Genomic DNA, 25,905 nt, shown 5'->3' with positions numbered 1-25,905 from the left:
TTTTGGACATGCGCTACACTCGCCGCATGAGCTCCTCTCTCAACGTCGAGACACCCGCTTCCCCCGCCCCTGCGACACGCCTCGGCGTCCTCGGTCTGGGCGCCATGGGCGCACCGATGGCGCAGAACCTCCTCGCCGCCCGCAGTCACCTCGTCGTGCAGGCGCGCTCCCCGCGACCGGACCTCGTCGCGGCCGGTGCGACGTGGACCGACACGCCGCGAGAGCTTGCCGCGGCCACGGACGCGATCCTCGTCATGCTGCCCGATCTCCCCGAGCTCGAGGCCGCCCTCGACGGCCCGGACGGGCTGCTCGCAGGCATACCCGACGGCGGCGGCCTCCTCCTCATGATCGGGTCGACCTCGTCTCCGACCGGCGTGCGCGCTCTCGCCGAACGCCTTGCCAGCGTGCCCGGTCGGCGCATCGAGGTCGTCGACTGCCCTGTCTCCGGCGGCGTCGACGGCGCGACGGCGGGCACCCTCTCGATCATGATCGGCGGAGACGAGGATGCCGCGGCGCGCGCCGCCGCTCTGCTCGCGCCCTGCGGGACGCCCGTCCGACTCGGGCCGCTCGGCGCCGGCGAGGTCGCGAAGGCGTGCAATCAGCTCGTGGTCGCCGCGACCATCACAGCGCTCGGGGAGGCGAGTGAGCTCGCTGCCCGCTCCGGCATCGACCTCGACTCCCTGTGGACGCTCCTGGGCGGCGGATACGCCGGATCCAACCTCCTCACGAGCCGCAAGGACCGCCTCGTCGCCGGCGACGACTCCCCCTCGGGCGCCGCGAAATACATGGTGAAGGACCTCCGCTTCGCCGCCGACGTCGCGCGCGCCACCGACATCCGACCGGCGCTCATCCCCGCCCTCCAGAGCATCTTCGACGAGATCGTCGACGCCGGACTGGGCGACCGAGACCTGTCCGTCACGCGGCGACTCACCGCGAACCGTCACACGAACCCCGGTACCGCCACGGCGGTCTACGCTGAGTCATGAACCCACGACCCGCATCGAAGGAGTTTTCCGTGCCCGAAGCCCAGGCCGACGCAGAGCCCACCGCCAACATCGGAGTCGTCGGACTCGCGGTGATGGGATCGAACCTCGCTCGCAATCTCGCCTCGCGCGAAGGCAACACGGTCGCGGTGTTCAACCGGTCGCGGTCGAAGACCGACGAGCTCGTCGCTAATCACCCCGAGGCCGGGTTCGTGCCCGCGTTCAGCTACGGGGAGTTCGCGGCCGCGTTGCAGAAGCCGCGCACCGCGATCATCATGGTCAAAGCCGGCGGTCCGACGGATGCGGTGATCGAGTCGCTCATGGAGGTCTTCGAGCCGGGCGACATCATCATCGACGGCGGCAACTCGCTCTTCACCGACACCATCCGCCGTGAGAAGGCGGTGCGCGAGCGCGGCTTCAACTTCGTCGGCATGGGCGTCTCCGGCGGTGAGGAGGGCGCCCTGCTCGGCCCCTCTCTCATGCCCGGCGGTCCCGACGAGGCGTGGGTGACTCTCGGCCCGATCCTCAAGAGCATCGCAGCGGTCGCCGAGGGCGAGCCGTGCGTCACGCACGTCGGCCACGACGGTGCCGGCCACTTCGTCAAGATGGTGCACAACGGCATCGAGTACGCCGACATGCAGCTGATCGCCGAGGCCTACGATCTCATCCGGCGCGGCACGGGCAAGACGCCCGCCGAGATCGCCGACATCTTCGCCGAGTGGAACCGCGGCGAGCTCGAGTCGTATCTCATCGAGATCACCGCCGAGGTGCTCCGTCAGGTGGATGCCACGACCGGTAAGCCGCTCGTCGACGTGATCCTCGACTCGGCCGGCGCCAAGGGCACCGGCGCGTGGACGGTGCAGACCGCCCTCGACCTCGGCGTGCCGGTGTCGGGGATCGCCGAGGCGACATTCGCCCGCTCGCTGTCGAGCCACCGTGAGCAGCGCGCCGTCTCCGGCGGCCTTCCCGGACCCGCGGAGGACGCGTTCACCGTCGACGACGCCGACGCGTTCGTCGAGCAGGTGCGCCTCGCTCTCTACGCGTCGAAGATCGTCGCGTACTCGCAGGGCTTCGACGAGATCCGCGCCGGCGCGGCACAGTACGGCTGGACGATCGATCTCGGCGCCATCTCGAAGATCTGGCGTGCGGGCTGCATCATCCGCGCCCAGTTCCTCAACCGCATCGCCGACGCCTACGCCGCCGAGCCGAACCTCGAGGTGCTGCTGACCGCACCGTACTTCGTCGACGCCCTCGGCCGCGCGCAGGACGCGTGGCGGCAGATCGTCGGCACGGCCGCGACCGCCGGCATCCCCGCGCCCGCCTTCTCCTCCTCGCTCGCGTACTACGACGGACTCCGCGCGAAGCGCCTGCCCGCCGCCCTCATCCAAGGCCAACGCGACTTCTTCGGCGCGCACACCTACAAGCGCATCGACAAAGAGGGCACCTTCCACACCCTCTGGTCCGGCGACCGCACCGAAATCGAAGCCGAAGACACCCACTGACGCCGGTGCGCGGGGCGACTACAGCCAGTCGTTGCGCTTGAAGAGGGTGTACAGCCCCGCGCTCACCGCGATCATCAGGCCGATCGCGAACGGATAGCCCCACGGCCAGGACAGCTCGGGCATGAACTGGAAGTTCATTCCGTAGATGCCGGCGACGAGCGTGGGAGCGAAGCCGATCGCGGCCCAGGAGGAGATCTTCTTCACCTGCTCGTTCTGCTGAATGCTCTGCTCCGTCATGCGCTGCATCGCGTCGTTGCGGCGCTGGTCGACGATCGTCGCGTGCACCGTGAGCGCATTGTCGAGCGTGTGCCGGAACGCCGCCACACGTCCGTCCACGTAGCGTGCGCGATCGGCGATCTCGCGGAAGGCGGGCGCCTCGTCGCGGTGCGCGCGGGCGCTGACGATGCGCTGCAGTCGGTCGAGCATGTTCTCGAGCGGCGCCGTCGCGTGATGCAGGTCGATCACCTCGCGTTGCAGGGCGAAGATGCGGTGCGAGACGCCGGCATCCTCGCCGAACAGCTCCTCCTCGATCTGGTCGATATCGTGCTCGATGCCGTCCAGCACCCCGCGGTAGCCGCGCGTCACGTACTCGAGGGTCGCCCAGAGCACGCCGTACGACCCCTTCTGCAGCACCTCGGGGTGCTCCTCGAGGAGGGCGCGCATCTGCTCGAGGTCGACGGCCCCGTCGGGCGAGATCGCCACGAACAGCTCGTCACCGACGAACACGTCGACCTCGTGGCACTCGACCGCCTCGGCCGCGTCGTCGTACTGCGCCGGCTGCAGCGCGAGATAGAGGTGATCGCCGAAGTGATCGAGCTTCGAGCGCTGATTGTTGCGCAGCGTGGATGCCACACCGAGAGTCGACAGGTCGAGCGCAGAGGCGAGCGCGTGCACGTCGTCCCGCGAGGGCTCCACGAGGGCGATCCAGAGCATCGCTCCTTGCGCTCGCGCCGCCGCGAGCGCGGTGGCGGGGTCCTGATCGACGGGAAGGGCTTCGGCGCCTTTGTAGAGGACGCAGTGCGGCACGGCCATGGGTCTCACCCTACGGCAGTGCCGCACGCGGACGGCGCCCGGCGAACTCATAGTCTTCCCATAACGCGTGGCATAGGCGGTCCACAGGAAGCGCACCAGAATGGACGCATGACTTCCGCCGCCCCGTCTCTGCGCCGCCCCGACGGCTCCGCCCTTCGCGTGCTCGTCGTCGACGACGAGCAGATGCTCACCGACCTCCTGTCGATGGCACTCCGGATGGAGGGGTGGGAGGTGCGTACCGCCGGATCGGGCTTCGACGCCCTGACGCAGGCGCGCGAGTTCGACCCGGACGCGCTCGTCCTCGACATCATGATGCCGGACCTCGACGGCATGGCCGTCCTGCAGCGGCTGCGTCACGCGGGCAACGACGTACCCGTGCTCTTCCTGACCGCGAAAGACGCCGTCAGCGACCGCGTCGCCGGTCTCACGGCGGGCGGTGACGACTACGTGACGAAGCCGTTCAGCCTCGAGGAAGTCGTCGCGCGACTGCGCGGCCTCATGCGCCGGGCGGGGACAGCGACGGCGGGCGGCGCCGACCCGATCCTGCGCGTCGGCGAGCTCTCGCTCAACGAGGACTCGCACGAGGTCGAGCGCGCAGGCACCGAGATCGACCTGACGGCGACGGAGTTCGAGCTGCTGCGCTTTCTCATGCGCAACCAGCGTCGCGTGGTGTCGAAGGCGCAGATCCTCGATCGCGTCTGGAACTACGACTTCGGTGGGCGGTCCTCGGTGGTCGAGCTCTACATCTCGTACCTTCGTAAGAAGATCGACGCCGGCCGCGACCCGCTCATCCACACCGTGCGCGGGGTCGGGTACATGATCAAAGCGCCACAGTGAGCACCGTGGCGCCGACCGCACCGTCCGCACCGACTCGCGTGCGGCGGCGATGGAGCCTGCAGACCCGGCTCATCGTCACGGTCGTATCGTTCGTCGCACTGATCCTCGCGGCGGTGGGGCTCGCGACGGGCGCGTTCCTCGGATCGATCCTCAGCACCCAGCTCGACAACGCGGTGAAGGATGCCGCGAACAGGGCGGGCGTGCAGCTGATCGGCAAGCCCGGCGGCTTCACCGGCACCGGAACCGCCGCCGACACGCTCCGCGACGGACGAAACCTCCCCTCCGGTGTTCTGCTCGTCGTCCAGTCGGCGAACGGGACCGACGGTGCCTATTTCTCCGGCGACGACACCGTCACGTCGCTTCCGGCGGAAGACGTCGACGCGATCGTGAACGCCTTCGATTACGGCCCCTTCACGACCGTCGAGATCGACGGCGTCGGCACGTACCGCATGTACACCGGTCGCGTCGGCAACAGCTATGTGATCGCCGCAGGCCTGCCCGTCTCGACCGTGAACGACACGATCGGACAGATCCTCCTGACCGTCGGGCTCGTCACCGTGGGAGGCCTCCTCGTCCTCGCCGCGATCGTCGCCCTCGTCATCCAGCGGTCTCTCAAGCCGCTGCGCTCGGTCGCCGAGACGGCCGGGCGCGTCGCCGCGCAGCCGCTCGACTCGGGCGAGGTCAGGATCACCGAGCGCGTACCCGACGAGCAGGCCGACCCGTCCGACGAGATCGGCGCGGTCGGTGCGGCGCTGAACACCCTGCTCGACCACGTCGACTCGTCCCTTGCCGCGCGCCAGCGCAACGAGGAGCGCATGAGGGCCTTCGTCGCCGACGCTTCACACGAGCTGCGGACGCCGCTCGCGGCGATCCGCGGCTACTCCGAGCTGTCGCTGCGCGCGCTCGCGCAGGCGCGTGACGCGGGCACCCGGGTCACGAAGGCTCAGTTGGAGCTGAGCGCGGGCCAGTCGCAGCAGGGCTTGGAGCGCATCCAGGCGGCATCCCTGCGGATGACGACGCTCGTCGAGGACCTGCTGCTCCTCGCCCGCCTCGACGAGGGCACGGAGCTCGTGTACGACGCGGTCGACGTGACGCGCGTCATCGTGGATGCCGTCGCCGACGCCCAGGCGGCAGGCCCTGACCACGAGTGGATCATCGATGTGCCCGAAGAGCCGGTCATCGTCGCGGGTGACGCGACGCGTCTGCATCAGGTCATCGCGAACCTGCTGACGAACGCGCGTGTGCACACCCCCGCGGGCGTGCACGTGACGGCGTCCGTCGCGATCGACGACGGCCACGCCGTCGTCCGGATCGCCGACGACGGCCCGGGCATCGACCCCGCCGTCGCGAACGACCTGTTCGAGCGCTTCTCACGCGCGGACTCCTCACGCGCGCGACAGACAGGCGGCACGGGCCTCGGCCTGTCGATCGCGAAGGCGATCGTGACCGCCCACGGCGGGACGATCTCGGTCGACAGCGCCCCCGGGTCGACCGTGTTCACCGTGCGCCTGCCCGCGCGCCCGGCGACACCCGCCGCCGACTGACCCGCCTCGCGCGAAAGGTGGCGCGAACGCCGGGGTCGGCCGCATCGAACTCCGCGTACGCGCCACCTCTCTCGGGATGCCGCCGGAAAGTTGGCGCGAACGCGGGGGTCAGACGGTCTGAGACCAGCATCTGCGTCACCGTGATCACGACGTGGAACGCCTCCTCCACAGGCGGGGTGTTCGCCAGATCATCCACAGATGGCGGCTCGCGGGTCCCGGGCCCGGCTCGGACGGGCCACGGTCATAGCATGCCTGTCCCTCCCCGACCACTGTCCGCGCATCTCGGCGCGCAGTTCTCCGTCGCCGCCGCACGCGCCGCCGGCCACACCCGGGGCCGCTTGGAGGCACGGGATCTCGAGCGCCCCTTCCACGGCATGCGTCGTCGACGCACGCCGGACGAGCCGTGGGATGCCGAGGAGCCGCTCGCCCGCGATCGCGCCCACCGGAGCCGCGTGCTCCGGGACGCGCGAGCGTACGCGCAGGTCGCGCCGTCGCACGCGTTCCTCGCGGGACGGTCTGCTGCCGTCGCCTGGGGACTGCCATGCGATTCCGGGCCGCAGCTGTGCGTCGGAGTTCTCGCGCCGCACCGCGCGCCTCGGCGCCCCGGCATCCACGGCGTCAAGGTCGCGCCGCACCTCGCGACCGTTCTGGAGCTCGAGGGACTCCGCGTGACGAGCCCCGCGACGACATGGGCGATGCTCGCCGGAGTGCTGGACGTGCGCGAGCTCGTGATCCTCGGAGACGCGATCGTGAGGATTCCCCGCGACGAGCGTGGGACCCCGCAACCGCTGAACCGACTGGCCACGATCGATCAGCTGCGCGACGCGGCGGATGCGCCCGGCAGGCGCGGGCGCCCGAAGCTGCTGCGCGCGCTCGAGCGCGTGCGCGTCGGCAGTATGTCGCCGCTCGAGACCGACTTCCGACTCGCGACGACGGCCGCAGGCCTGCCCGAGCCTGATCTCGACGTCGAGATCAGAGACGAGCGCGGGACCCTGCTCGGCATCGCCGACGCGCGCTACGAGGCGTACCGGGTCATCGTCGAAGTCGAGGGCGACCACCATCGCACGAGCCGCGCGCAGTGGCGGCGCGACATCGCGAAGCACGCGGCCTACGTACGCGCAGGGTACGAGATCGTGCGCCTCACCTCGACCGATGTGCGCGGCGCCGGCGGAGCACCTCCCACGGCGGACCTGATCGTCCGCGACGCTCTGGCGCGCCGCGGCTTCACACCCTGACGGACCACGCGACCTGAAGAGGTGGCGTGCACGTCGGGCTCACCGTGCCTGAGCCCGACGTCTGCGCCACCTGGTCTGCGCGGAAGGCAGGCGCCGCGCGGTCAATACCCCGAGAACGCGTCGGTCGTGATCGAGCGGGCCTTCTCGAGCGCAGGCGCGAGGTCGGCGATCAGGCCGGGCGGACCGGAGATGTACGCATGACGCGCGGAGAGGTCCGGCACGACCTGCTCGAGCCCAGCGGCATCGAGGCGCACACCCCGCGCCCAACGCCAGTGCGGGGGCAGTGCGCCCGGTTCATTGCGCGTGAACACGATGACGGGGATGCCGGCGGCTTCCAGGTCTTCCCGGAAGGCGAGCTCCTCGGCATCCGACGCCACATACACGAACACGACGTCGCGGTCTTCGCCCGAGCGACGCAGGTCGCGCAGCTGCGACACGAACGGCGTCACGCCGATTCCGGCCGCGACCATCAGAACGGGCGCCGAGGCTCGCGCGGGCAGGACGAAGTCGCCCCAGACGCCCGTGACCGCCAGCTCCTGCCCCGGCTCGACGAGCGCGAGCGCCTTCTTGTACGTCGACTGCGAGCCCTCGCGCAGCGCGATGCGCACTTCGGGGAGGTCGCCCGGAGCCGACACGATCGAGAACTCGCGGCGTGTTCCACGGGCGTCGGCGTGCGCGTGCGGCACCTCGAGCTCGAGGTACTACCCCGCCGCGAAGCGGAACCGGCCCTCGGCGCGGAAGACCAGCTCGCGCACCGACGGGGTCAGCGCGTCGCGGCGCACGAAGCGCAGGCGCACCGCGGTACGCACCGTGAACGCGAAGGCGAGCAGATTGCCGACGAGAAGCGCGCGCTCCTGGCCGAGGCTGATGTCGCCGAGATCGATGGGCCAGCCGGCCAGGATGCCGACGAGCGCCGCCACCGCGAACTGCTGCCACCGGCGCGGGGGCAGGGTCAAAGGCTCGGAGAGCATGAATGCGCCGAGGAAGAGGAAGGGGGACGACCACAGCAGCTGCCAGAACACCGCGCCGGGGTCGAACTCCAGCCCGGCCTGCGAGAACTGGATCGAGGCCCGCACGAATGCGACGGCGACCGCCACGACGAGGAAGAGGGTGATGATCCGCACCTTCTCGGTCCGCAGCAGCACGACCAGGCCGAGGAGGATCACCGGCCCGGCGAGGTAGGGCGTCCCGACCCACCACGACGACGAACCGAGATCGGGCAGCCAGATGCTCACGACCGTCAGGAACGTCGCACCGACGGCGGCCGGGTTGAAGATATGGCGCCCCTGCCAGGCGAGCAGGTACTTGGATGCCGAAGCGACGACGCCCGCGACGAACAAGCCCACGAGACCGAGCGGCTCGAGCGTCGGCCGCAGCACGAAGAGGAGGATCAGCACCGTGATCAGCGACGACTCCCAGCGCCACGCTTTGCCGAGGAGGCGATGAGCGACCGCGTCGGTCGCGACGCAGGATGCCGCCAGGGCGGCCCACGCCGCGACGAGCTCGAGCGGAGACGGCGCGAGCACGGCGAAGAACGAGAGCACGAACGCGATCACTGCGAGCGCTACGAGGGCGAAGACGACGAGGCGGTACATCGACACCCGGCCGAGGACGGCGAAGGTGCGGTTCCACAGGGCGGTCAGCGAAGACATCACGTGAACAACTCTGCCGTACATCCGTGAGACCACTCGACGCGCCCCGAGGTCGTCATGCGCACCCACTGCGCGTCGTGGTCGTGCGCGAACGCGTCACCGCCGGCGAAGAAGAGCGCCGTCGCGGCGGCATCCGCCGTCATCGCGTCGGCCGCGAGCGCCCAGGTCGCCGCGATCTCGCGGACGGGCTCCCCCGTGCGCGCGTCGAGCACATGGTGCAGGCCCACGCCGCCGGGGCCCGTCCACGCGCGGCGGTTCGTGGCCGATGCGCACAGCGCCCCCTCGGAGACCTCCCACACGCCGATCGCGCGCCGCGGATCGTACGGATGCTCCAGGGCGACGCGCTCCCGCACGCCGTGGACGAGGATGTCGCCGCTCGCGTCGACGACGAACGGGCCGTCGGTGCGGGCGGCGAGCACCGCTCCGACGAGGTCGACGAGCCGGCCTTTGCCGAGCGCACCGACGTCGATCATGGCCGGCTCCGCGAGCGCCAGCTCGCCGTCCGTCCACGTGAGGAGGTCGCGCCATCCCTGCGGCGCCGCCTGCGCACCGCGGTCCTCGAGCGAGATCCGCGCGTCGTATCCGCGACGGGCGAGGACATCGCCGATGAGCGGGTTGACGGCGCCCGCCGTCGCTTCGGCGAGTGCGACGTAGCGGCCCAGCATCGCCTCCGCATCGGCCGGGGCGTTCACCGCTCCTCCCGAGAGCGCGAGCGCACTCACGAGGGAGTCGTCACGGAACCGCGACCACTCCCGATCGAACCGCGCGATGACGGCGTCGATCTCGGCCGACACCGATGCCGCGAGCGGCACCCCGGTGTCGATCTGCCAGCGCGTGCCGATCGCAGTGAACGTGCGGCCAGCCGCCACCGCGGCATCCACCACGCCGCCGCTTCGGCCTTGATGGTCTCGATCGCCTGGTTGAATCCGCCGCTCGTGAGCGACGACCCGGCGACGCGCGATACGGAGATCTCATCGATGCTCTTGCCGACGACCTCGCTGCTGATCCCTCCGATGAACTTGCTCTGGTACTCCTCGGATTCACGCTTCTGCGGGTTGCCGGAGACGCTGACGGCGGTGATGACATCGTCCTGCAGCGTGACGGTGACGCTGATCTTCTCCACCGATTCAGGTGTCTGGTAGGAGCCGTCGGCGGTGTAGGTGCCGTCGGTGTAGGCGCTGCCGGATCCCCCGGCCGACGCCGTGGCGGAGGCGGTTGCGTCGGCGGAGTCGCTCTGCGTCGCTTTCGGCGTCGCGGCGGTCGTGGCGGGCTCCGCCTCGGCGGTACCCGCGCACCCGGCGAGGGTGACGATGCCGAGAACGGATGCGGCGGCGACGCCCACGCGGATGGGACGGGCAACGGCAGTGGTGCGGATCATGATGGTCCTCCTTCGGTCGTGCCGTCCGCGGGAAGATGCGGTGGCGACTCCCAAACTATCCGGCGAGAGCTCTGCGACTCCCCCGTCTCACCTATGCGTCTGCATTGAATCCGACACCGGCTGCGCCGGTACCCGCCGCGGCAGCACGGCGCCGGATGCCCTTGAGCACCTCGACGAGCAGGAAGATCACGATCGAGAAGGCGATCGGCAGGAGCCAGCCGAGCGGGCTCAGCGGCTCGGAGCCGAACAGCGCGTTCATGAACGGCACGTACGTGTAGACGAGCTGCAGCACGATGAGGGCGACAGCTGACCACCAGACCACCGGATTCCCGCGCAGGACATCCGGCGTGATCGACGACCGCGTGAGGAACCGGCAGTTGAGCAGGTAAGCGAGCTGCCCGAGGGCGAGCATCGCGACGGCCTCGGTCCGCGCGATCGCGAGATCGGTCCCGGATGCCAGGGAGATGCCGAACACGGCGAGGGTCGCCCCGCCGATGAGCAGCGAGACGAGGAGGACGAAGCCGAGTTCGCGGCCCGCGATGATCGATCCGCCCGCTCCCCGCGGCGGGCGCGTCATGATGCCGCGCTCGGCCGGTTCGTACGCCAGCGCGAGAGACAGCGTGACGGCGGTCACCATGTTGACCCAGAGCACCTGGACGGGCGTGAGCGGCAGGGTCAGTCCGAAGACGACCGCGACGAGGATGACGAGCGACTGCGCACCGTTGGTCGGCAACAGGAACACGACCGACTTGCGGAGATTGTCGTAGATGCGGCGTCCTTCGCGGATGGCGCTGCGGATCGTCGCGAAGTTGTCGTCGGCGAGGACGATCTCCGCGGCTTCCTTCGTCGCCTCGGTGCCCTTGATGCCCATCGCGATGCCCACGTCGGCGCGCGTGAGGGCGGGCGCGTCGTTGACGCCGTCGCCCGTCATCGCAACGACTTCGTGATGCGACTGCAGGGCGCGAACGATCCGGATCTTGTGCTCGGGGCTCGTGCGCGCGAAGACGTCGACCTTCTGTACGACCTTGGCCAGCTCGTCCTGACTCATGGCCTCGAGCTCGGCTCCGGTGAGGACGGGGGTGCCCCCGCCGCCTGACGACTCCGACGCCGCGGCGGGGACGAGGCCCATCTCGCGGCTGATCGCGAGCGCGGTCCCCGCGTGGTCACCCGTGATCATCTTCACGCGGATGCCGGCGGCATGGCAGTCCGCGATGGCGTCGATCGCTTCGGGGCGTGGCGGGTCGAGGATGCCCCACAGCCCGAGGAACTCGAGGTCGACGAGGTCGTCCACGCCGATCTCGGTGCGCCGCGTGGCCGTGCGGGCCGCCGCGAGCACCCGCAGTCCCTGACCGCTCAGATCGTCGATCGCCGCTTCCCAGAACGGGATGTCGAGAGTCTCCGACCCGTCCGCGCCGCGCTGGGTGAGCGCACGCTCGAGGATGCGGTCGGGAGCGCCCTTCACGAGGATGGCGCGTCCACCGCCGGCGTCGGTGCCGGCCTCGACGAGCGTCGCCATGAACTTGTTGGCCGAGTCGAACGGCACGACGTCGATGCGGTGCGCGCCCGCGGCATCCGCCTTGCCCTTCATCGCGACGACTTTGAGCGCACCCTCGGTCGGCTCGCCGACCAGGGTCCAGCCGCCGTCGTCGGTGCGAACGACCTCGGCGTCGTTGCACAGGTCAGCAACGGCCAGAAGCGCGGCGAGGTCGCGCCCGCCCGCCGGCGTGATCTCGCCGGACGGGTCGTAGCCCAGGCCCGAGACCTCGTAGCGCGCGACGGGCGTCACCATCGTTCGGACGGTCATCTCGTTCTTCGTGAGGGTGCCGGTCTTGTCGGAGCACACCGTCGTGACCGAACCGAGCGCCTCCACCGCGGGGAGCTTCCGCGTGATGGCGTTCCGGCGGGCCATCTGCTGCACGCCGATCGCGAGAGTGATCGTGACGAGCGCGGGCAGACCCTCGGGAATCGCCGCGACCGCGAAGCCGATCGTCGCGGAGATGAGCTCCGGGAACGGCATCTGGTGCAGGTAGCGGCCGATCAGCATCATGACGGCGGCCATCCCGAGAATGACGAGCGTCAGCACCTTGCCGAAGCGGTCGAGCTGCTTCGTGAGGGGCGTCGCGAGAGATCCGGCGTCGCTCACGAGCGCCTGGATGCGACCGATCTCGGTGTGCGCACCGGTCGCGGTCACGATGCCCACGCCCTGACCGGCCGACACGATCGTGCCCGAGAAGGCCATGGACGCCCGGTCTCCGACACCTGCGTCGTCAGCGACCGCGTCGGTCTGCTTCGACGACGGCACCGATTCTCCCGTGAGCGCCGCCTCCTCGATGCGCAGCTGCGACGCTGACACGAGACGGACGTCGGCGGGCACCTTGTCACCCGGCATCAGTCGGACGACGTCGCCGGGCACGAGGTCTTGGGCAGGGATCGTCGCCCACGCGCCTGCGCGCCGCACCGTCGCATCCGCGGAGAGCATGCCGCGGATGCCGGCGAGCGCCTTCTCGGCCCGTCCCTCCTGCGCGTAGCCGATCACCGCGTTGATGACGGCGACGGTCATGATCACCCAGAAGTCGAGCCAGTCCCCCATGACCGCCTTGATCGCGGCGGCTCCCAGCAGGATGAAGATCAGCGTGTCGTTGAAGTGACCGAGGAAGCGCAGCCACCCCGGCTGGCGCTTCGGCTCGGGGAGGAGATTCGGGCCGACGACGCCCTGCCGCGCCGCCGCCTCGGCGGCATCCAATCCGTCGTCGCCGGTCGCCAAGGCGGATGCCACGGCGTCGGCCGAGAGGGCGAAGGGGCGATCGATCTCGAGGGACGGAGCCTCGCGTGCGGGCATGACGCGATCCTATTGCCGACGCGGACGCACCTCATCCCCTCCACGACCGGAAGAAGGAACGAGACGCTCAGGCGTCGCCGTTGAACATGCTCGTGACCGAGCCGTCCTCGAAGACTTCCTTGATGGCCCGCGCGAGCAGCGGCGCGATCGGCAGAATCGTGAGACCCGGGAAGCGCTTCTCGGGAGGCAGCGGAAGCGTGTCGGTGACGACGACCTCGTCGATCGAGCTGTCCTGCAGGCGCTCGACCGCCGGCGCGCTGAAGACGGCGTGAGTGGCGGCGACGATGACGCGCTCGGCGCCCTGCGCCTTGAGCGCCTGCGCGGCCTTCACGATCGTGCCACCGGTGTCGATCATGTCGTCGACGAGGAGGCACACGCGCCCGTCGACGCGGCCGACGATCTCGTTGACGGTCACCTGGTTGGCGACGTTCGGGTCACGCCGCTTGTGGATGATCGCAAGCGGCGCATTCAGGGAGTCCGACCACTGATCGGCGACGCGCACGCGGCCCGTGTCGGGCGAGACCACCGTGAGCTTCTCGCGGTCCTCCGGCGAGAGTGTCTTCTCGAAGTAGTCGAGGAGCACGGGCTTGGCGAACAGGTGATCGACGGGACCGTCGAAGAAGCCCTGGATCTGCGCGGCGTGAAGGTCGACGCTCATGACGCGGTCGGCACCGGCCGTCTTGAAGAGGTCGGCGACGAGACGAGCCGAAATCGGCTCACGGCCGCGACCCTTCTTGTCCTGACGCGAGTAGGGGTAGTACGGCGCGACGACGGTGATGCGTTTCGCGGACGCGCGCTTGGCGGCATCCAGCATGATGAGCAGCTCCATCATCCATTCGTTGACCGGCGGGCCGAACGACTGGATGAGGAAGATGTCGCACCCGCGGATCGAGACCTCGAAGCGTGTGAGGATCTCCCCCGACGCGAACGTTCGATGCTCCGTGGGGACGAGTTCCGTCTCCAGCTGCGCGGCGACCGCCCGCGCGAGATCGGGGTGCGAGCTGCCCGACGCGACCACGAGCCGCTTCTTGGTCTTGACCACCAGGCCCGGCGCGATGTCGTCGCGCTCCTGCTCAGCCTTCTTCTTGCGCCCCATCGTCCGCTTTCTGTGCGGACCGGGCACGCGCTGCGGCATCCGCCGCTGCCGTTCCCGGTCGGTGATTCTCGACCCACCCCTCGACATTGCGCTGAGGGGCGACGCTCAAGGCGAGCGCACCGGCCGGGACGTCCTTGCGGATCACCGCGCCGGCGCCGGTCTTGGCGCCGTCTCCAATCCTAACCGGGGCGACGAACACGTTGTGCGAGCCGGAGTGCACCTCATCGCCGATCTCGGTGCGGTGCTTGGCGATGTCGTCGTAGTTCGCGGTGATCGCGCCGGCGCCGAGGTTGACGCCCCGTCCGATCGTCGTGTCGCCGATGTAGGAGAGGTGCGGCACCTTGCTGCCTTCGCCGATCGTGGCGTTCTTCGTCTCGACGAATGTGCCGATCTTGCCACCCCCCGCGAGGTTGGTCCCGGGTCGCAGGTAGGCGAACGGGCCGACCGTGGCGCCCGCGCCGATGACGGCCAGGGTCGCGTCGGTGCGGCGGACGGTCGCGTTCTCACCCACCTCGCAGTCTTCGAGGGTCGTGTCGGGGCCGATGACGGCGCCCGCGGCGACAGCGGTGCTCCGCAGGATGTGCGTGTTGGGCAGCACCGTGACGTCGGGCGCGAGAGTTGCGGTCACGTCGATCCACGTCGTCGCCGGGTCCTGGATGGTCGCGCCCTCGAGCTGCCAGCGGCGCACCGTGCGCGCGTTGAGAAGCCGCCCCGCCTCGGCGAGCTGCGCGCGATCGTTGACGCCGAGCGTGAGTGTGACGTCGCGCACGATGGATGCCGAGACGGCGAGCGCGTCCGCACGGGCGAGCGCGATGACGTCGGTGAGGTACTTCTCCTGCTGCGCATTGTCGGTGCCGACGAGCGCGAGATGGCGGCGCAGCACGGGCGCCTGGAAGACATAGACGCCCGCGTTGATCTCGGTGACGGCGGCCTCGGCGGCCGTGGCATCCTTCTGCTCGACGATCCGCTGCACCGTGCCGTCGGTGGCGCGGATGACGCGGCCGTAGCCGGTCGCGTCGGGCAGCACGGCCGACAGCAGGGTCGTCGCCGCGCGGGACGCGCGGTGGTCGGCGATCAGGGCGCTCAGCGTGTCGACGTCGAGGAGCGGCACGTCCCCGGAGAGGACGAGCACGTCACCCGCGAAGTCGGGGACGGCCTCGAGCGCGACCTCGACGGCGCGTCCCGTGCCGGGGATCTCGTCCTGATCGACGACGACGACCTCGGGTGAGATACCCGTGACCGCATCGGCGACCTGGTCGCGCTCGTGGCGGACGACGACGAGGACGTGCGCGGGAGCGAGGTCGCGGGCCGTGTCCAGCACGTGGCCGACGAGCGGGCGCCCGCCGATCCGGTGCAGCACCTTGGGAAGCGACGAGCGCATGCGTGTTCCCTGCCCGGCGGCGAGGATCACGATGGCCAGCGACTCGTCGAGCGTCGTGTTCGTCATGCTCCGCCGCCAGGATTCGAACCTGGGCCTCACAGCTCCAAAGGCTGTCGTGCTGCCGTTACACCACGGCGGAACGCCCGCGCACAGCGGGCGGTTACAGTCTGCCACGGGCGCGAGCCGGCACCCGCGATAATGGAGCGATGGCCACCGAGCACGATGAAGTCGACCGCATCGTCGACGCGTGGAGCACGCAGCGGCCCGATCTCGACTTCTCACCGCTCGAGGTGCTCTCGCGTGTCGACCGGCTCTCGCGACACCTCGATCGCGCGCGGCGCGAGGCATTCCGCCGCAGCGACCTGGAGCCCTGGGAGTGGGACGTGCTCTCCGCGCTCCGTCGGGCCGGCGAGCCCTACCAGCTGAGCCCCAAGCAGCTCTTGCAGCAGACCCTCGTCTCGAGCGGCACGATGACCAACCGCATCGACCGACTCGTGGGGCGCCGCCTCGTGCGCCGCGAGGCCGACCCCGCCGACGGGCGGAGCGTCCTCGTGACGATGACCGAGGACGGCAAGACGCGGGTGGATGCCGCGATCACGCGACTCGTCGACGCGGAGGCCGAGCTCCTCTCCATTCTTTCTCGCGGCGACCGGGAACGCCTCGCGGGCCTGCTGCGTAAGCTCTCGCTGAGCTTCGACGCCTGACGCGGTCGGACCCCACTCATTCGCTCACGAGAAGAGCGATTTGCGCTTGTATACCCCCCGGGGTACCATTCAAATACCCCCAGGGGTAAATCGGATGCGGAGAGGGAACCATGAGGATCATCATCGTCGGCGGCGTCGCCGCGGGAATGAGCGCGGCCGCCCGCGCTCGCCGCCACAGCGAAGAAGCCGAGATCATCGTGCTCGAGCGTGGCACCGAGGTGTCATTCGCCAACTGCGGACTCCCCTATCACGTGAGTGCCGAGATCGACGCGGCGCAGGACCTGCGCCTGCACACTCCCGACACCCTCCGTGCCGCCCTGAACCTCGACGTGCGCACGCGACACGAGGTCATCGCGATCGACACCGCGGCGCAGACCGTCACCGCCCTGACACCGAACGGCGCCGAGACCTTCGACTACGACGCACTCGTGCTCGCTCCGGGCGCGGCGGCGGTGCGACCTCCGCTCCCCGGCATCGACTCGCCGAGAGTACGGACGCTCCGCACGGTGGCCGACGCCGTCGACCTCCGCACCCGGGTCGACGACGGCGCTCGCCGCGCCGTGGTGCTCGGCGCGGGCTACATCGGCATCGAGGCCGCCGAGGCGCTGCGTCACCGCGGCCTCGAGGTGGACGTCGTCGAGCTCGCCCCCCACGTCCTCCCCCGCATCGAACGTGAGCTCGCGCAGGTCGCCGCCGATGAGCTCGAGCGCCTCGGCATCCGCGTCCACACCGGAGTCGCCGCCGCGGCGATCTCGGACGGGGCAGACGGGGCGACCGTGACGCTCGCGGACGGACGCGCCATCACGGCGGACATCGTCGTGCTGTCGGTCGGCGTCCGACCGGACACCGCCTTCGTCGCGGAGGCCGGGATCGCCACCGAGCGCGGGGCGATCGTCGTTGACGAGCGCGGACGCACCTCCGCGGCCGGCGTCTGGGCGGCCGGCGACGCGACCCTCTCCGTCGACGCAACCCTGGGGATCCGCCGCCCCCTCGCCCTCGCCGGCCCCTCCAACCGCGCCGGTCGGCTCATCGCCGACGACATCTTCGGTGCGGCGGACGCCCGCGCCATCCCACCTGCGCTCGGTACCGCGATCGTGCGGATCGGCGCGCTCACCGTGGCGTCGACCGGGGCCAACCGCGACGACCTCGTGGCCGCCGGTGTGCCCTTCCGCACCGTGCACCTGCACCCCAACCAGCACGCGGGCTACTTCCCCGGCGCCTCGGCGGTGCATCTCATCGCCCACATCGACGACGACGGCACGCTCCTCGGCGCACAGGCCGCGGGACGCGAGGGCGTCGACAAGCGCATCGATGTACTCGCCACGGCCATGCGCGCCGGCCTGCGCGCGCCGGATCTCATCGACCTCGATCTCGCCTACGCGCCGCCGTACGGCCAGGCCAAAGACGCCGTGAACCTCCTCGGCATGGTCGCGGAGAATCTCCTCGCGGACCGGCTGCGCCTCTGGTACTCCGACGAGGTGAACGACGGCGCGGATGTCCTGGTGCTCGACGTTCGCCGCGCAGACGAATTCGCCACCGGTCACCTGCCGGGTGCGCTGAACATCCCGCACACCGAGCTGCGTGACCGACTCGACGAGGTGCACGCCGCCGCCCACGGGCGCCGGGTGCGCGTGATGTGCGCGGCGGGGGTGCGGTCGAACATCGCCTACCGCGTGCTCGTGGGCAACGACATCGACGCGACGTCGCTCTCCGGCGGCATCCAGACCCTGCGCCAGTGGTTCGGCTCCGACGCCGAGCGGGTGCTCACGACCGAAGGAGTTCACGCATGATCGTCACCGGAACCGACGAAGAACGCGCCGCTACGCAAAAGCGCATCCTCAACCGCCTCCGGCGCGCACAGGGTCAACTGGGCGCCGTCATCGCAGCTGTCGAACGCGGAGGGTCGTGTCGCGACGTCGTCACCCAGTTGTCGGCTGTGACGAGCGCACTCGACCGCGCGGGTTTCGCCATCATCGCGACGGCGATGCGCGACTGCATGGTCGACCCCGAGGGCGCGGCCGACGCCGAAGGACTCACCTCCGACGAGGTGGAGAAGCTGTTCCTCTCCCTCGCCTGACCCACCACGTCCCCTCAGTACCCCTCTCCAAGGAGCACATCATGTGTCAGAAGATCACCTGCCGCACCTGCGGCAAAGCCACCTGGACCGGCTGCGGCCAGCACGTCGAGCAGGCCCTCGCCGGCGTCGCCAGGGCAGACCGGTGCGCCGGCCACGACGCACCCGCCCCGCGCGGCTTCCTCGCCGGGCTGTTCGGCCGCTGACACCGCCTTCGGCGCCGCGCGCGGGAAAGGTCAGCGCACGCGGCGCCCGTGCGCGAGGTCGATGAGGCGCGGCAGCACGTCGCCCGCGCGCAGGCCGTTGTGCTCGTGCTCGCTCGTGATCCAGGGCGTGACCCCGGGGAGGAGCCGCGACGTCTCGAGCGAGAACTCGACGGGGACGAAGACATCGTTCACATAGACAGCGGCCGCCCCGCGCGCGCCGGAGGAGGCGAGCGCGTCGGCGTCGTACAAACGCGGCCACTCGACCTCTGCCAACATCAGGGCGGCACCTCGCCACGGTGCGAGTCCGGGAACCGTGTCGAGCCAGTCCCGGCGGGCGTGCTCGCCCGTGAGGAGCGTCGCGTCGGCGCGGAAATCGTCCGGCTCGACGCGGTCGGCGCTCCAGCGGGTCGCGAACCCGTCGGCGTAGCTCGACTCGTGGAAGAGGTAGTAGAGCGGGTTCCGCGGCGAGAACGGCAGTTCGGCGGCGAGGTCGTAGCGGAAGGCGTTCGTGTGCGGGTCGCTCTCGAGGAGCGCGTGCAGCGTCTGCCAGCCGTCATTCGTTCCGAGCAGCATGCCGAGCGACCGCAGCCGCGACGTCGAGACGATCTCACCGTCCGGCAGGACGATCCCGCCGGCGTCTGCGAGATCGAGCCGTGCCCGCATCGCGTCGCGGTGCCCGGGGAAGCGCCGGTAGTACCCCTCCGAGGCATCCCGCATTTTCTCGTACGTCAGGGCGTAGACCTCGTCGGGGCGGCGCCCGACGGCGCTGAGCCCGCCGGTGATGTACACCTCGTCGAGCGACCCAGGATGGACCGTCAGATAGCGAAGGATCGTGAATCCTCCGAACGACTGCCCGAGCACGCTCCACGTCATCGCCCCGAGACTCTCGCGGATCGCCTCGGCATCCTCCACGATCGCGTCGGCGCGCAGGTGCGTCACGTACTCTGCGATCGCCTCGTCGCCGCGGGCGAGATCGGCGTCACCGAACGGCGTGGACGCGCCGGTCCCCCGCTGGTCGAGCAACACGACCCGATAGTGCGCGAGAGCCCCGTCGAGCCACGACGGCCCCGTCGGTGCGGAGAAGGGGTGCGGCGCCTCGAAGCCGGGGCCACCCTGCAGGAACAGCAGGTAGGGCAGGTTCTCGCCGCCCTCGCGGGTGACGACCGCGGCGTGCACGTCGATCGTGCGCGTGTCGGTGTCGTCGCCCCAGACGAGCGGCACGGTGATCGTGTGGTCGTCGATGCGGAGAGCGAGGACGCGGCGCGTGGTGACGGTCATCTCCCCAGCCTAGGCATCCGCGTGCTCAGCCGAGTTGGTCGGTGAGCTCGAACCAGCGCTCCTCCAGCTGTGCGATCTCGGCCTCGAGCTCGGTGATCTGGCGCATCTTCTCGCCGAGCCCGACGTAGTCGGACTGGTCGTGATCGGCGAGGGCCGTGCGGGCGGAATCGACCTGCGACGTCAGTTTCTCGATGCGCCGTTCCGCCGCCTGCAGCTCCTTCCGCGCGGCGCGCGCCTCGGCTCCCGAGAGCGCGGGGCCCGATGCCGGCCCCGCGGCCGCGCCGGGCGCGGCACCGCCGGACGACGCCGCCGGGGCGGGGGTCGCCGCGCGCGCGTGCGCGCGCAGGCGAAGGTACTCGTCGATCCCTCCGGGGAGATGGCGCAGGCGACCCACGCCGTCAGATCCGGCCAGCACGGCGTACTGCTGGTCGGTGACGCGCTCGAGGAAGTACCGATCATGGCTGACCACGAGGAGCGTGCCCGCCCACGAGTCGAGGAGATCCTCGATCGCCGCGAGCATGTCCGTGTCGAGATCGTTCGTCGGCTCGTCGAGGATGAGCACGTTGGGCTGGTCGAGCAGAATCAGCAGAAGCTGCAGCCGGCGCTGCTGACCGCCGGAGAGGTCCTTCACGGGGGTCGACAGCTGCGCGGACGAGAAGCCCATCCGCTCGAGGAGCTGCCCGGGGGTCAGTTCGGTAGCCTTCGATCCGCTGCCGATCGTGTAACCCGTGCGCAGACGCGAGATCACGACGCGCACGGGGTCGTCGAAGTGCTCCTCGAGCTCATCCATCCGCTGCGTGAGGGTCGCGACCTTGACCGTCGTGCCGCGTTTGACGCGCCCGCTCGAGGGCTGAACGGTGCCGGCGACAAGCCCGAGGAGCGTCGACTTGCCGGCGCCGTTGACACCGAGGATGCCGGTTCGCTCCCCCGGCGCGATGCGCCACTCGACTCCGCGGAGCACGTCGCGGTCGCCGTAGGAGACCCCGGCATCCAGAAGGTCTACGACGTCCTTCCCGAGGCGGGAGACGGCAAGGGACTGAAGCGAGACCTTGTCTCGGATCTCGGGGACGTCCTCGATCAGCACGTTCGCGGCGTCGATGCGGAACTTCGGCTTCGACGTGCGGGCGGGCGCGCCGCGGCGCAGCCACGCGAGTTCCTTGCGGGCGAGGTTCTGCCGACGCTGCTCGATCACCGCAGCCTGACGATCCCGCTCGACGCGCTGCAGGATGTAGGCGGCGTAGCCGCCCTCGAAGGGTTCGACGATGCGGTCGTGCACCTCCCACGTCGTCGTACACACCTCGTCGAGGAACCAGCGGTCGTGAGTGACGACGAGGAGCGCGCCCGAGGTGCGCGACCAGCGCGTCTTCAGATGCTGCGCAAGCCACGCGATCGCCTCGACGTCGAGGTGGTTCGTCGGCTCGTCGAGGGCGAGCACATCCCAGTCCCCCGACAGCAGCCGCGCAAGCGCGACGCGGCGACGCTGGCCTCCGGACAGGCCCGCGACGGGGCCATCCCAGTCGAGGTCGCCGACGAGACCGTCGATGACGCCGCGCACCATGGCATCGCCCGCCCACTCGTGCTCAGGCCGGTCGCCGACGACGCTTTGCGCGACCGTCAGTGCATCGTCGAGAGTGTCGCCCTGATCGAGCACGCCGACGCGCACCCCGCCGCGAACCGTCACACGACCGCTGTCGGGGTCGAGACGTCCGGCGAGCATCGCGAGGAGGCTCGACTTGCCGTCGCCGTTGCGTCCGACGATGCCGATACGGTCGCCCTCGTCGACCCCGAGCGAGACGGAGTCGAAGACGATCTTGGTGGGGAACTCGAGATGCAGCGCTTCGCCGCCGAGGAGGTGTGCCATGTCCCCTCCAGGCTACGGGAGCGGCAGCATGCCGCGACGCCGAGTGGTCAGTACCAGTAGCTGAGTCGCGGTGCCCGCGTCGACTGGAACACCCGCGCGATGCGATCGGCGTCGTCGGTGCGCAGGCGACCGGCGCGCGCGAGCGTCACGGCCGACACGCCACCGAGCAGGAGGGCCGAGAGCTCGGCGACGCCGAGCTCGACGACGGGCAGCCCGACCGGAGGGGCGTCCACGACATCGACCTCGCCCACGCCCGTCGAGTCGGTCGTGAGCACGAAGGTGCCACCCGCGATCTCGAGGGGGTCGGACACCTCCAGCACGATCGTGTCGGCGACGTCGTACGTGCGCGCCTGGAGCACCGCGGGAACGTCGAGGACGCGCAGATAGTGATGGTCGAGAAGCCGAATGGATGCCGCGCGGTGGTTCCCGATCATCCACCACAGCGGCTCGTCGACCGCGAGCTCCGACGCCTTGACCGTCGAGATGAGGTCCATCGAGAGGAAGAAGTGCCACAGGGCCGCGTAGGCGTCGTCGGTCGCGGCGAGAAGGAGCGAGATCTCCACGGTCGACTGGTCGAAGGCGGCCTCGTTCTCGACAGCACGGTAGACCGCGATGCCGTCGGCCCCGCCCGCAGCGCTGCGGAACTGCACCACGCGCAGCTGGTCCGCCTTCTCGGCGTCGGCGCGCGTGCCGAAGAAGCGGTCCCAGTGACCGCCGGGCATGCCGAGCTCCCCGGCGGAGTCGGGCCGCATCCGCTCGTGCAGTGCCTCCGCCGCCGCGCGCCCCTGCTCTCGCGTCACGAAGTCGAAGCGCCCCGCGGGCGTGGGCCCCGTCCAGCGCACGTGCCGCGTGTCGATCTCCCAGTGCGCGGCCTGTGCGGCCGAGGCGAAACCGAAGCGCCCGTAGATGGTCGATTCGCTCACCGTGAGCGCCGCGATCGGCACGCCGAGCTCGGCGGCCGTGCGCAGCTCCCCGGACATGAGGGTGCGCAGGATGCCGCGGCGTCGATGGGTTGGAGCGACCGTCACCGCGGAGATCGCGCACGCGGGAACAATCGCTCCCGGCAGGGTGAGTTCGCCGATCCACGACGCGAAGGTCGCGACGGGAAGGTCGGGCTGCGCACCCGCCGCGTCATAGACGCCCAGCTTGCGCCGATACGCTCCGATCTGCGCGAACACCTCGTGTTGCGTATCGGTGGGCTCTCCGTTCAGGAATCCTCGCGCGACGGCATCCTGCCAACGGTCGGTCTCGGCGCGTGCGATGTCGTCGAGGCGTCGGGCCGTGAGACCGTGTCCGGCGAGTTCAGCGGAGATCTCGTCGTTCAGAGGCGCGTCGTGGAAGTCGGTTGCGAGGTCGGACATGGTGCTCCGTTCCAGGGTGTTTCAGAGGAGGGCTTCAGGCATCGAGGACGCGCGCACCAGGCACGGGTCCGTGCGCGGCGAGCGCGGTGTGGCCGGCGTCCGCGAGCGTCGTCACGATCCGGGCGGACGCCGCGGCATCTGCGGCGAGGAAGGCGAGCGTCGGACCCGAACCCGACACCACGCCGGCGAGCGCGCCGGCGTCGACCCCGAGGGCGAGGACGTCGGCGAGGTCCGGACGCAGCGACAGCGCCGCCTCCTGGAGATCGTTACGGATCGCAGGCGCGAGGGCCGCGGCATCCCCCGACCGCAGCGCCTGCAGGACCGCCGGGTCTGCCTGTGGCAGACCGCGCGCGGGCGCAATGTCCGGCAGCGCCCTCAGCCGGTCGAGCTCGCCGTACACCGTCGGCGTCGACAGCCCCTCCCCACTCGTGACCAGCACCCAGTCGAACCGCCCGCGCGCGAGGGCGGGAGCGAGCTCGTCGCCCCGACCCGTGCCGATGGCGGTTCCGCCGAGCACGGCGAAGGGCACGTCCGCACCGAGGTCGGCGCCGAGCTCCTGAAGTTCGAGCGGCGTCAGACCGCCGTCGAGCAGCTCGTTGACGGCGACGAGCGCGGCCGCGGCATCCGCCGAACCTCCCCCCATGCCGCCCGCGACCGGCACGCCTTTGCGGATGTCGAGGTGCACGCCCCCTTTCCACTCGACGCGCCGCGCGACCAGCCGCGCCGCACGCATCGCGAGGTTCGAGCCGTCGAGGGGCACACCCGAGACGTCGACGTCGCCCGTGACGGAGATCGTGAAGTCGCTCGACGGGCGCGCCGTCACCTCCTCGTACAGCGAGAGCGCCTGGTAGACCGATGCGACCGGGTGGTACCCGTCGGACGCGATATCGCCGACCTCGAAAAAGACGTTGATCTTGCCCGGCGCGCGTACGCGCACGCTCTCGCGGTGGCCGTGCAGGCTCACGCCGTCGCCGATTCCGCCCACAGGTCGACGTCGATCGCGCCCGAGACCGCGTCGATCTGCTCCAGCTCTTCGGTGTCGAAGGCGGGCCCCTGCAGCGCGGCGAGGTTCTCGTCGAGCTGCGCGGGCCGCGACGCGCCGATCAGGGCCGACGTCACGACGCCGTCGCGCAGCACCCACTGCAGCGCCATCTGGGCGAGGGTCTGGCCCCGCTCCTTAGCGACGACGTCGAGGCTGCGCAGTGCCGACAGGGCCTTGTCGCTCAGCTGCCGGCCCGGCAGCGACGAGCGCTGCTGGGCCCGGTCGGCCGTGCCGTCGCCGAGGTACTTGTCCGTCAGCAGGCCCTGGGCGAGCGGGGTGAAGGCGATGGCGCCCATGCCCTCTTCACGCAGCACCTCGGTGAGGCCGTCCTCCACCCACCGGTTGAGGATCGAGTAGGCGGGCTGGTGGATGACGAGCGGCGTGCCGAGTGACCGGGCGATGGCCTTCGCCTCGACGGTGCGCTCGGCGGAGTACGACGAGATGCCGACGTAGAGCGCCTTGCCCTGGCGCACGAGGGTGTCGAGGGCTCCGATCGTCTCCTCCAGCGGGGTCACCGGGTCGAAGCGGTGCGAGTAGAAGATGTCGACGTAGTCGATGCTCATGCGTTGGAGCGACTGCTCGGCGCTCGCGAGGATGTACTTGCGCGAGCCGAGCGTGCCGTAGGGCCCCGGCCACATGTCCCATCCGGCCTTCGACGAGATGATGAGCTCATCGCGGTAGGGACGGAAGTCCTCTCGCATCATGCGACCGAAGTTCGTCTCGGCCGTTCCGTACGGCGGCCCGTAGTTGTTCGCGAGGTCGAAGTGCGTGATGCCGCGGTCGAACGCGTGGCGCAGGAGCGCCCGCTGGTTGTCGAACGGGATGTTGTCGCCGAAGTTCCACCAGAGTCCCAGCGAGATGGGCGGCAGGTACAGGCCGCTCGACCCGACCTGGCGATACCCGACGCCGTCGTAGCGATCGCCGGCGGCGGTGTAGGGACGGTGGATGTCGCCACCGCGGGTCGGCGGGAAGCGCTCGTCGTTCTCAGTCACCCCTCCAGGCTAGCGAGGTGCGCCGACGCGCGGGCGCACGCGTTCGCGCCTGCCGGACTCAGCCCGCGGCGCGGGCGATCGCCACGAAGTCGTCGATCGTCAGCTGCTCGCCGCGCGCCGTGGGGTCGACCCCCGCGCTCTCGAGGATGGCGCTCGCGGATGCCGCGGACCCCCCCAGCACCTCGGAGAGCGCCTGGCGCAGCATCTTGCGGCGCTGTCCGAAAGCGGCATCCAGGATACGGAAGGTACGGCGGCGGAGGTCCTCATCGCCGCGCGGCTCCGGATCGCGGTGGAAGCCGACGAGCACGCTGTCGACGTTCGGCACGGGCCAGAACACCTGGCGCGACACCGTGCCGGCGAGCCGCCACGGACCGTACCACGCGGCTTTCACGCTCGGCGAGCCGTAGACCTTCGACCCGGGCGGGGCGGCGAGCCGCTCGCCCACTTCGGCCTGCACCATGACGACGCCGCGCTCGATCGCGGGGAAGGTCTCCATGAAGTGCAGCAGCACGGGGACACTCACGTTGTACGGCAGGTTCGCGACGAGCACGGTGGGGTCGCCCGGAAGCTCCGTGACGCGCAGGGCGTCGGCGTCGACGACCGTGAGGGCGCCGGCGGGAACTCCGTGCGCGGCGGCCGTGGCGGGCAGACGCTCCGCGAGGCGGTGGTCGATCTCGACCGCCGTCGTCGTCGCGCCGGTCTCGAGGATCGCGAGGGTCAGCGATCCGAGGCCCGGCCCGACCTCGACCACACGGTCGCCGGCCGTCACGGATGCCACGTGCACGATCTTGCGGACCGTGTTCGCGTCGACGACGAAGTTCTGCCCGAGCTTCTTCGTCGGGGTGACGTCGAGTTCGGCGGCGAGGGCGCGGATCTCGGAGGCGCCGAGGAGGGTCACGGGCATGGCG

21 protein-coding genes, 1 tRNA gene and 1 pseudogene are annotated in these 25,905 nt (G+C 70.5%); 9 read left to right on the top strand and 14 right to left on the bottom strand.

Annotated elements, in window-relative coordinates:
- The first annotated feature begins 26 nt into the window (after positions 1 to 26).
- Together WFI52_RS02600 and gndA are read left to right on the top strand one after the other, a co-directional pair.
- On the top strand, positions 27 to 986 hold the full coding sequence (locus tag WFI52_RS02600; RefSeq protein WP_336625145.1) for an NAD(P)-dependent oxidoreductase: 960 nt from the start codon (positions 27 to 29) through the stop codon (positions 984 to 986).
- A 29-nt stretch (positions 987 to 1,015) separates the two neighbouring features.
- A complete protein-coding gene (gndA, locus tag WFI52_RS02595) occupies positions 1,016 to 2,485 on the top strand; it encodes an NADP-dependent phosphogluconate dehydrogenase (RefSeq protein ID WP_336625146.1) in 1,470 nt (489 codons plus the stop codon).
- Positions 2,486 to 2,503: 18 nt separating this feature from the next.
- Here the strand turns inward: gndA and WFI52_RS02590 are convergent, their stop codons facing one another.
- Positions 2,504 to 3,517 (bottom strand): magnesium and cobalt transport protein CorA, encoded by a 1,014-nt coding sequence (locus tag WFI52_RS02590; RefSeq protein ID WP_336625147.1) that lies wholly within the window; start codon positions 3,515 to 3,517, stop codon positions 2,504 to 2,506.
- 108 nt (positions 3,518 to 3,625) lie between these two features.
- Between WFI52_RS02590 and WFI52_RS02585 the strand changes: the two genes are divergently transcribed.
- The 3 genes from WFI52_RS02585 (at position 3,626) to WFI52_RS02575 (ending at position 7,133) form a co-directional block, all read left to right on the top strand.
- Positions 3,626 to 4,354, top strand: coding sequence for a response regulator transcription factor (locus WFI52_RS02585; protein ID WP_336625148.1), 729 nt, complete (start codon positions 3,626 to 3,628; stop codon positions 4,352 to 4,354).
- A gap of 5 nt (positions 4,355 to 4,359) precedes the next feature.
- On the top strand, positions 4,360 to 5,898 hold the full coding sequence (locus WFI52_RS02580; RefSeq protein WP_336625149.1) for a sensor histidine kinase: 1,539 nt from the start codon (positions 4,360 to 4,362) through the stop codon (positions 5,896 to 5,898).
- 248 nt (positions 5,899 to 6,146) lie between these two features.
- Positions 6,147 to 7,133, top strand: coding sequence for a hypothetical protein (locus tag WFI52_RS02575; protein WP_336625150.1), 987 nt, complete (start codon positions 6,147 to 6,149; stop codon positions 7,131 to 7,133).
- A gap of 101 nt (positions 7,134 to 7,234) precedes the next feature.
- On the opposite strand, the pseudogene WFI52_RS02570 reads toward WFI52_RS02575, so the two are convergent.
- The 7 genes and pseudogenes from WFI52_RS02570 to WFI52_RS02540 form a co-directional block, all read right to left on the bottom strand.
- Positions 7,235 to 8,785: pseudogene (locus WFI52_RS02570) on the bottom strand (FAD-dependent oxidoreductase).
- On the bottom strand, positions 8,785 to 9,609 hold the full coding sequence (locus WFI52_RS02565; protein ID WP_336625638.1) for an FAD:protein FMN transferase: 825 nt from the start codon (positions 9,607 to 9,609) through the stop codon (positions 8,785 to 8,787). The pseudogene WFI52_RS02570 and the gene WFI52_RS02565 overlap by 1 nt, the downstream one beginning before the upstream one ends.
- On the bottom strand, positions 9,504 to 10,163 hold the full coding sequence (locus WFI52_RS02560) for an FMN-binding protein (RefSeq protein ID WP_336625151.1): 660 nt from the start codon (positions 10,161 to 10,163) through the stop codon (positions 9,504 to 9,506). Before WFI52_RS02560 ends, WFI52_RS02565 begins: the two co-directional genes overlap by 106 nt.
- 91 nt (positions 10,164 to 10,254) lie before the next feature.
- Positions 10,255 to 13,002, bottom strand: a complete 2,748-nt coding sequence (locus tag WFI52_RS02555) for an HAD-IC family P-type ATPase (RefSeq protein WP_336625152.1) — start codon at positions 13,000 to 13,002, stop codon at positions 10,255 to 10,257.
- 67 nt (positions 13,003 to 13,069) lie between these two features.
- The gene (locus WFI52_RS02550) at positions 13,070 to 14,098 is read right to left on the bottom strand and encodes a ribose-phosphate diphosphokinase (protein WP_336625153.1); all 1,029 of its coding nucleotides are present in this window, start codon (positions 14,096 to 14,098) and stop codon (positions 13,070 to 13,072) included.
- On the bottom strand, positions 14,076 to 15,545 hold the full coding sequence (gene glmU / locus WFI52_RS02545; protein WP_336625154.1) for a bifunctional UDP-N-acetylglucosamine diphosphorylase/glucosamine-1-phosphate N-acetyltransferase GlmU: 1,470 nt from the start codon (positions 15,543 to 15,545) through the stop codon (positions 14,076 to 14,078). Before glmU ends, WFI52_RS02550 begins: the two co-directional genes overlap by 23 nt.
- A gap of 1 nt (position 15,546) precedes the next feature.
- Positions 15,547 to 15,618: transfer RNA gene (locus tag WFI52_RS02540), tRNA-Gln, on the bottom strand.
- Positions 15,619 to 15,685: 67 nt separating this feature from the next.
- Between WFI52_RS02540 and WFI52_RS02535 the strand changes: the two genes are divergently transcribed.
- The 4 genes from WFI52_RS02535 to WFI52_RS02520 all read left to right on the top strand — a co-directional run bounded on the left by WFI52_RS02535 (position 15,686) and on the right by WFI52_RS02520 (position 18,463).
- Positions 15,686 to 16,183 carry a MarR family winged helix-turn-helix transcriptional regulator gene (locus WFI52_RS02535; RefSeq protein WP_336625155.1) on the top strand — a complete coding sequence of 166 codons (498 nt, stop codon included), beginning with the start codon at positions 15,686 to 15,688 and terminating at the stop codon, positions 16,181 to 16,183.
- A 110-nt stretch (positions 16,184 to 16,293) separates the two neighbouring features.
- Positions 16,294 to 17,973 carry an FAD-dependent oxidoreductase gene (locus tag WFI52_RS02530; protein WP_336625156.1) on the top strand — a complete coding sequence of 560 codons (1,680 nt, stop codon included), beginning with the start codon at positions 16,294 to 16,296 and terminating at the stop codon, positions 17,971 to 17,973.
- The gene (locus tag WFI52_RS02525; protein WP_336625157.1) at positions 17,970 to 18,260 is read left to right on the top strand and encodes a metal-sensitive transcriptional regulator; all 291 of its coding nucleotides are present in this window, start codon (positions 17,970 to 17,972) and stop codon (positions 18,258 to 18,260) included. Before WFI52_RS02530 ends, WFI52_RS02525 begins: the two co-directional genes overlap by 4 nt.
- A gap of 41 nt (positions 18,261 to 18,301) precedes the next feature.
- Positions 18,302 to 18,463, top strand: coding sequence for a hypothetical protein (locus WFI52_RS02520; protein WP_336625158.1), 162 nt, complete (start codon positions 18,302 to 18,304; stop codon positions 18,461 to 18,463).
- Between the two features lie 30 nt (positions 18,464 to 18,493).
- On the opposite strand, the gene WFI52_RS02515 is transcribed toward WFI52_RS02520, so the two are convergent.
- From WFI52_RS02515 to rsmA, 6 genes are read right to left on the bottom strand one after another with little or no spacing between them, the layout of a single operon-like run.
- Positions 18,494 to 19,741 (bottom strand): alpha/beta fold hydrolase, encoded by a 1,248-nt coding sequence (locus tag WFI52_RS02515; RefSeq protein ID WP_336625159.1) that lies wholly within the window; start codon positions 19,739 to 19,741, stop codon positions 18,494 to 18,496.
- Between the two features lie 25 nt (positions 19,742 to 19,766).
- Positions 19,767 to 21,602: an ABC-F family ATP-binding cassette domain-containing protein gene (locus WFI52_RS02510; protein ID WP_336625160.1), complete on the bottom strand. Its 1,836-nt coding sequence runs from the start codon at positions 21,600 to 21,602 to the stop codon at positions 19,767 to 19,769.
- 47 nt (positions 21,603 to 21,649) lie between these two features.
- Positions 21,650 to 22,963, bottom strand: coding sequence for a GNAT family N-acetyltransferase (locus WFI52_RS02505; protein ID WP_336625161.1), 1,314 nt, complete (start codon positions 22,961 to 22,963; stop codon positions 21,650 to 21,652).
- 34 nt (positions 22,964 to 22,997) lie between these two features.
- Complete coding sequence (locus tag WFI52_RS02500) at positions 22,998 to 23,927, bottom strand: 4-(cytidine 5'-diphospho)-2-C-methyl-D-erythritol kinase (protein WP_336625162.1); 930 nt, start codon at positions 23,925 to 23,927, stop codon at positions 22,998 to 23,000.
- Positions 23,924 to 24,997 carry an aldo/keto reductase gene (locus tag WFI52_RS02495; protein WP_336625163.1) on the bottom strand — a complete coding sequence of 358 codons (1,074 nt, stop codon included), beginning with the start codon at positions 24,995 to 24,997 and terminating at the stop codon, positions 23,924 to 23,926. The genes WFI52_RS02500 and WFI52_RS02495 overlap by 4 nt, the downstream gene beginning before the upstream one ends.
- 58 nt (positions 24,998 to 25,055) lie before the next feature.
- Positions 25,056 to 25,901: a 16S rRNA (adenine(1518)-N(6)/adenine(1519)-N(6))-dimethyltransferase RsmA gene (rsmA, locus tag WFI52_RS02490; protein ID WP_336625164.1), complete on the bottom strand. Its 846-nt coding sequence runs from the start codon at positions 25,899 to 25,901 to the stop codon at positions 25,056 to 25,058.
- Between the last annotated feature and the right edge of the window lie 4 nt (positions 25,902 to 25,905).

This window comes from Microbacterium sp. MMO-20 (assembly GCF_037147735.1).
Taxonomy (GTDB): Bacteria; Actinomycetota; Actinomycetes; order Actinomycetales; family Microbacteriaceae; genus Microbacterium.
Note: the sequence above shows the minus strand (reverse complement) of the source record. Positions and strands in the feature narration are given on the sequence as shown.

What these genes read in the sequence shown, in the direction of transcription:
- WFI52_RS02600 (WP_336625145.1), top strand. Translation starts at nt 27, where the DNA reads ATGAGCTCCTCTCTCAACGTCGAGACACCCGCTTCCCCCGCCCCTGCG.
- WFI52_RS02590 (WP_336625147.1), bottom strand. Translation starts at nt 3,517, where the DNA reads ATGGCCGTGCCGCACTGCGTCCTCTACAAAGGCGCCGAAGCCCTTCCC.
- WFI52_RS02585 (WP_336625148.1), top strand. Translation starts at nt 3,626, where the DNA reads ATGACTTCCGCCGCCCCGTCTCTGCGCCGCCCCGACGGCTCCGCCCTT.
- WFI52_RS02575 (WP_336625150.1), top strand. Translation starts at nt 6,147, where the DNA reads ATGCCTGTCCCTCCCCGACCACTGTCCGCGCATCTCGGCGCGCAGTTC.
- WFI52_RS02560 (WP_336625151.1), bottom strand. Translation starts at nt 10,163, where the DNA reads ATGATCCGCACCACTGCCGTTGCCCGTCCCATCCGCGTGGGCGTCGCC.
- WFI52_RS02555 (WP_336625152.1), bottom strand. Translation starts at nt 13,002, where the DNA reads ATGCCCGCACGCGAGGCTCCGTCCCTCGAGATCGATCGCCCCTTCGCC.
- WFI52_RS02550 (WP_336625153.1), bottom strand. Translation starts at nt 14,098, where the DNA reads ATGGGGCGCAAGAAGAAGGCTGAGCAGGAGCGCGACGACATCGCGCCG.
- glmU (WP_336625154.1), bottom strand. Translation starts at nt 15,545, where the DNA reads ATGACGAACACGACGCTCGACGAGTCGCTGGCCATCGTGATCCTCGCC.
- WFI52_RS02535 (WP_336625155.1), top strand. Translation starts at nt 15,686, where the DNA reads ATGGCCACCGAGCACGATGAAGTCGACCGCATCGTCGACGCGTGGAGC.
- WFI52_RS02530 (WP_336625156.1), top strand. Translation starts at nt 16,294, where the DNA reads ATGAGGATCATCATCGTCGGCGGCGTCGCCGCGGGAATGAGCGCGGCC.
- WFI52_RS02525 (WP_336625157.1), top strand. Translation starts at nt 17,970, where the DNA reads ATGATCGTCACCGGAACCGACGAAGAACGCGCCGCTACGCAAAAGCGC.
- WFI52_RS02520 (WP_336625158.1), top strand. Translation starts at nt 18,302, where the DNA reads ATGTGTCAGAAGATCACCTGCCGCACCTGCGGCAAAGCCACCTGGACC.
- WFI52_RS02515 (WP_336625159.1), bottom strand. Translation starts at nt 19,741, where the DNA reads ATGACCGTCACCACGCGCCGCGTCCTCGCTCTCCGCATCGACGACCAC.
- WFI52_RS02510 (WP_336625160.1), bottom strand. Translation starts at nt 21,602, where the DNA reads ATGGCACACCTCCTCGGCGGCGAAGCGCTGCATCTCGAGTTCCCCACC.
- WFI52_RS02505 (WP_336625161.1), bottom strand. Translation starts at nt 22,963, where the DNA reads ATGTCCGACCTCGCAACCGACTTCCACGACGCGCCTCTGAACGACGAG.
- rsmA (WP_336625164.1), bottom strand. Translation starts at nt 25,901, where the DNA reads ATGCCCGTGACCCTCCTCGGCGCCTCCGAGATCCGCGCCCTCGCCGCC.